Annotated in this window: 6 protein-coding genes; 1 reads left to right on the top strand and 5 read right to left on the bottom strand. The window is 62.2% G+C overall.

Translation table 11 applies throughout. From position 1 onward, the window contains the following. Positions 1–158 precede the first annotated feature (158 nt). A complete protein-coding gene (locus AC1DT2_RS16530; RefSeq protein ID WP_477297513.1) occupies positions 159–479 on the top strand; it encodes a hypothetical protein in 321 nt (106 codons plus the stop codon). A gap of 21 nt (positions 480–500) precedes the next feature. On the opposite strand, the gene nadS is transcribed toward AC1DT2_RS16530, so the two are convergent. The 5 genes from nadS to AC1DT2_RS16505 all read right to left on the bottom strand — a co-directional run. Further along, a complete protein-coding gene (gene nadS, locus AC1DT2_RS16525) occupies positions 501–785 on the bottom strand; it encodes a NadS family protein (RefSeq protein ID WP_477297512.1) in 285 nt (94 codons plus the stop codon). Further along, positions 782–1,192: a hypothetical protein gene (locus AC1DT2_RS16520; RefSeq protein WP_477297511.1), complete on the bottom strand. Its 411-nt coding sequence runs from the start codon at positions 1,190–1,192 to the stop codon at positions 782–784. The genes nadS and AC1DT2_RS16520 overlap by 4 nt, the downstream gene beginning before the upstream one ends. A 267-nt stretch (positions 1,193–1,459) precedes the next feature. Beyond that, positions 1,460–2,353: a cytochrome c oxidase subunit 3 gene (locus AC1DT2_RS16515; protein ID WP_477297509.1), complete on the bottom strand. Its 894-nt coding sequence runs from the start codon at positions 2,351–2,353 to the stop codon at positions 1,460–1,462. A gap of 164 nt (positions 2,354–2,517) precedes the next feature. Then, on the bottom strand, positions 2,518–4,128 hold the full coding sequence (gene ctaD / locus AC1DT2_RS16510) for a cytochrome c oxidase subunit I (RefSeq protein WP_063573036.1): 1,611 nt from the start codon (positions 4,126–4,128) through the stop codon (positions 2,518–2,520). A gap of 34 nt (positions 4,129–4,162) precedes the next feature. Beyond that, positions 4,163–4,430 (bottom strand): cupredoxin domain-containing protein (locus AC1DT2_RS16505; RefSeq protein WP_477297508.1); only part of this gene is annotated, 268 nt, incomplete at its 5' end.

Here is a 4,430-nt window from a genome sequence, read left to right as displayed (position 1 = left end):
AGCCAGAGCACGAGCGGCGACGGGTGCCATAGGCTAGCCACAAGGGGAGAGCAAGGATGACGTCAGCCATACGCAGGCCGTTGCCTACCGCGCTGTTTTTCGCGCTGATTCCTGTCGGATGGTTGGCCTTCTCGGTCGTCATGACAGGACTCGAAGGGATGTTCGGCATTTTCCCGACCCGCTACGCGGCCGCCCTGAAGAGCTTTCACGAGGCATCTCCCGCACTACTCACGGGCTGGGGTATGACCGCCGCGATGGCCGCCGGCGCATTCCTCACCCGTGGCCGGCGACCCTACGTCTGTGCCTTGTTTATGGCCTTGTTTCTCGGGGGATACGTGAGCCTCGCGCCCTCGATGTATCAGCGCGTCATATTCGGCGTGTGGATCGCCGGGCTGGACGGCGTCCTTGTCGTTGCTGGAATCTGGCAACTGACACGTGAGCGAACCGCGGAATCGGATCCCCGCTCGACGGGCGAATAGCCTCGCTCGTTCGCGAGTAAGTCAAGCCAGTGCGGCAAGTACGTGCTTGGGATCTTTACGGATGGCACGGAGAAGCGCCCGGGCTGGCCCTGTCGGCGCCCGCCTGCCCTGCTCCCAGTTGCGCAGCGTTCCCACATCGACGTCTAGCAACAACGCGAACTTCGCCTGCGAAAGACCCGTGGTCTCCCGAAGCTCCTTGATCGCTGCAGGATCGACGTGGAACACACGGGATGGCGGTCGCTCGCCGCGCAGGATTTCGTCCATTTCCTGGACGCTTCCCATCAAGTCTTCAAAGAATTTGCTCAAAGTGTCGCTTCCATGTCTCGATGATTTTTTGAAGCGCCTTGCGCTGCCATCACATCCCCGACATCGGGATGAGCCGCGAGACAGCCCTGAAGTCGGGCGTACTCGTCGTCCTCCAGCCATTCCGTGATCCGCCTGGTGAAAGCAGGCGTCTCTACGAAGGTCACGAGGTAAAAGTACGCCATTGACGTACGTGCGTCAATGGCGTACTTTCCTAAAAAAATATCGCGGATTATCAGGCCCGGGCGCTCAGCTTTCAGACCGGGCACTCTTAAGCTCGCGCGGACGATCTCGACCGGCGCGCTCGGCTCGACCGTCCGACAATGTCGACGCGCCAGCAGCCGAAGCAGTGTTGCTTCGTCGGCTCGACCCACACGAGCCTCAGGATGGGAAGAGTCTTCGGTGCCCACCCTCGAGGCGAGTTCCGCACAAGTGGAGCGGCCGTAGGCCTATAAGAACATGGCCCGCGCAGCGGACTTTCCGATACGGAACGCGGAGGACCTGTCTGAGCAGCGAGGGTGGGCACCGAAGGCTCTGCTCCGCTGCGTCCGAGCATCGAGGGCTCTACGACGCGACGCCTAAGCCCTCCGTGGCATTCCCGACATTCCGCGATGAACCAAAAAAAACCCGCCTCACGGCGGGTTCTTCGATTCACATGGCAGCGCCTACGTCACAGGTCAAAGCACGTAAACGAACAGGAACAGCGCCAGCCACACCACGTCGACGAAGTGCCAGTACCAGGCGRCGGCTTCGAAACCGAAGTGATCGTCCTTGGTGAAATGGCCCTTGGCGCAGCGGAGCCAGATGATCGCCAGCATGATCGTGCCCAGCGTCACGTGCAGGCCGTGGAAGCCGGTGAGCATGAAGAACGTGGCGCCGTAGACGCCGCTGCCCAGCGTGAGGTTGAAGTGCTCGTACGCTTCGGCGTACTCGTGGGCCTGGAACCACAGGAAGCCGCAACCGAGCAGCACCGTCGCACCGAGACCGATCAGCAGCGCCTTGCGGTGACCAGCCTTCAGCGCATGGTGCGCAATGGTGATGGTCACGCCGGACGACAGCAGGATCAGCGTGTTGAGCAAAGGCAGGCCCCAGGCCGCGATGGTCTGGAACGAGCCGCCGATTTTCTGCGGACCACCGCCACCGTTCGCGCCCCACGAAGCCTCGTAACCCTGCCAGACGAACTGGTGGGTAAGGACACCATGGCCTTCACCGCCCAGCCAGGGCACCGAGAAAATGCGGGCGTAGAACAGCGCACCGAAGAAGGCACCGAAGAACATCACTTCGGAGAAGATGAACCACATCATGCCCATGCGGAATGAGCGATCCACCTGGCCGTTGTAGCTTCCCGCCATCGATTCACGGATGACCGAACGGAACCAGCCGAAGAACATGCCCAGGATCATGGCGAAGCCGACCCAGAACATCGGCTTGCCGAAGGCGCTGCTGTCGCCGGGCTGCGAGTTCAGCCAGTGCGCGGCACCGTACACGGTGACGAACATGGAGACCGCCGCCACGATGGGCCAGTAGCTCTTGCTCGGTACGTAATAGACGTCTTGTTGCTGGTGACCCATGGTGGTTTCCCGTGGATGTCGCTTGGTTTAGCCGCTCAGACCTTCAGCATCTGCACGATCGAGAGTAGGAACACCGCCACCGCGAAGCCGCCCGCGATGAGTGCGGTAACGCGGGCGCGCTTGCGGCGCGCTGTCATCTCGATGTCCGTCATGTCCTGCATCGATCAGTGGTCCGTGTTGCCGTGGGCGAGCTCGTCGTCGTGGATGACCGGCGGCACGTCGAAGGTGTGGAACGGTGCCGGCGACGGCACGGTCCACTCCAGGCCCTTGGCGCCTTCCCACGAGCGGTCCGCCGCTTTCTTCTTCGAGAAGAAGACGCAGTGGATGATCACGCCGAGGAAGATCAGCTGCGAGGCGCCGAACCAGAAGCCGCCGATGGAGCTGATCATGTTGAAGTTGGCAAAGGCGACGTTGTAATCCGGGATGCGTCGGGGCATGCCCGCCAATCCGAGGAAGTGCTGCGGGAAGAACAGCACGTTGACCGAGATCACGCTGGACCAGAAGTGGATCTTGCCCCAGGTTTCGCTGTACATGTGGCCCGACCACTTCGGGATCCAGTAGTACGCGGCGGCCATGATCGAGAACGCGGCGCCGGTCACCAGCACGTAGTGGAAGTGCGCGACCACGAAGTAGGTGTCGTGGTACTGGAAGTCGGCCGGGGCCAGGGCCAGCATCAGGCCGGAGAAGCCGCCGATGGTGAACAGGATCACGAAGGCGATCGAGAACAGCATCGGGGTCTCGAAGGTCATCGAGCCGCCCCACATGGTCGACACCCAGTTGAAGACCTTCACGCCCGTGGGCACCGCGATCAGCATCGTCGCGTACATGAAGAAGATCTCCGCGCCCATCGGCAGGCCCACGGCGAACATGTGGTGCGCCCAGACGATGAACGACAGGAAGGCGATGGAAGCGATCGCGAACACCATCGCGCGGTAGCCGAAGATCGGCTTGCGGGCGAAGGTCGGGATGATTTCCGAGATGATCCCGAACGCCGGCAGGATCATGATGTAGACCTCGGGGTGCCCGAAGAACCAGAAGATGTGCTGGAACAGGACCGGGTCACCGCCACCGGCGGCATTGAAGAAGTTGGTGTGGAAGTACTTGTCGGTCAGCAGCATGGTGACCGCACCGGCAAGCACCGGCATCACCGCGATCAGCAGGAACGCCGTGATCAGCCAACTCCAGACGAAGACCGGCATTTTCAGCAGGTCCATGCCCGGCGCGCGCATGTTGAGGATGGTGGCGATGATGTTGATCGCGCCCATGATCGAGCTGATGCCCATCAGGTGGATCGCGAAGATCACGTAAGCCACCGACTCGCCCTGCAGCGACAGCGGCGGGTACATCGTCCAGCCGCCGGCGGGGCCGCCGCCCGGCATGAACAGGGTGGACAGCAGCATGAAGAAGGCGAACGGCAGAATCCAGAACGACAGGTTGTTCATGCGCGGCAGCGCCATGTCCGGCGCGCCGACCATCAGCGGAACCATCCAGTTCGCCAGGCCGACGAAGGCCGGCATGATCGCGCCGAAGATCATCACCAGGGCGTGCATCGTCGTCATTTCATTGAAGAAATACGGCTGCACGAGCTGCATGCCCGGCTTGAACAACTCCGCGCGGATAACCATCGCGAAAGCGCCGCCGATGAAGAACATCGTCAGCGAGAAGATCAGGTACAGCGTGCCGATGTCCTTGTGGTTCGTGGACATCACCCATCGCTGGAAGAAGCCCTTCGGGGCTCCGTGGTGATCGTGGTCGTGGGTGGCTGCGTGCGCCATGGCCTTGCACCTCTACCTGCAAAAGACTGTTCGGTTAACCCTGGGGGACCGGGGCGGGAGCGTTCTGGGCGGTCTGCGCGGCCTTCTGGATCTTGGCCTCGTCTTCCTGGGTCGCCAGCCATTGTTCGAACTCGGCCTTCGGCACGGCCTTCACGACGATCGGCATGAAGCCGTGGTCCTGGCCGCACAGTTCGGCGCACTGGCCGCGGTAGACACCGGGCTCCTTGATCTTGGTCCAGGCCGCATTGGCGATGCCCGGAATCGCGTCCATCTTCCAGCCAAGCGCCGGCACCCACCAGGAG

The sequence above is a fragment of the Luteibacter sp. P4_E6 genome, assembly GCF_056401535.1.
The sequence above is the reverse complement of the archived record's forward strand: the minus strand, read 5'-3'. Positions and strand labels throughout refer to the sequence as shown.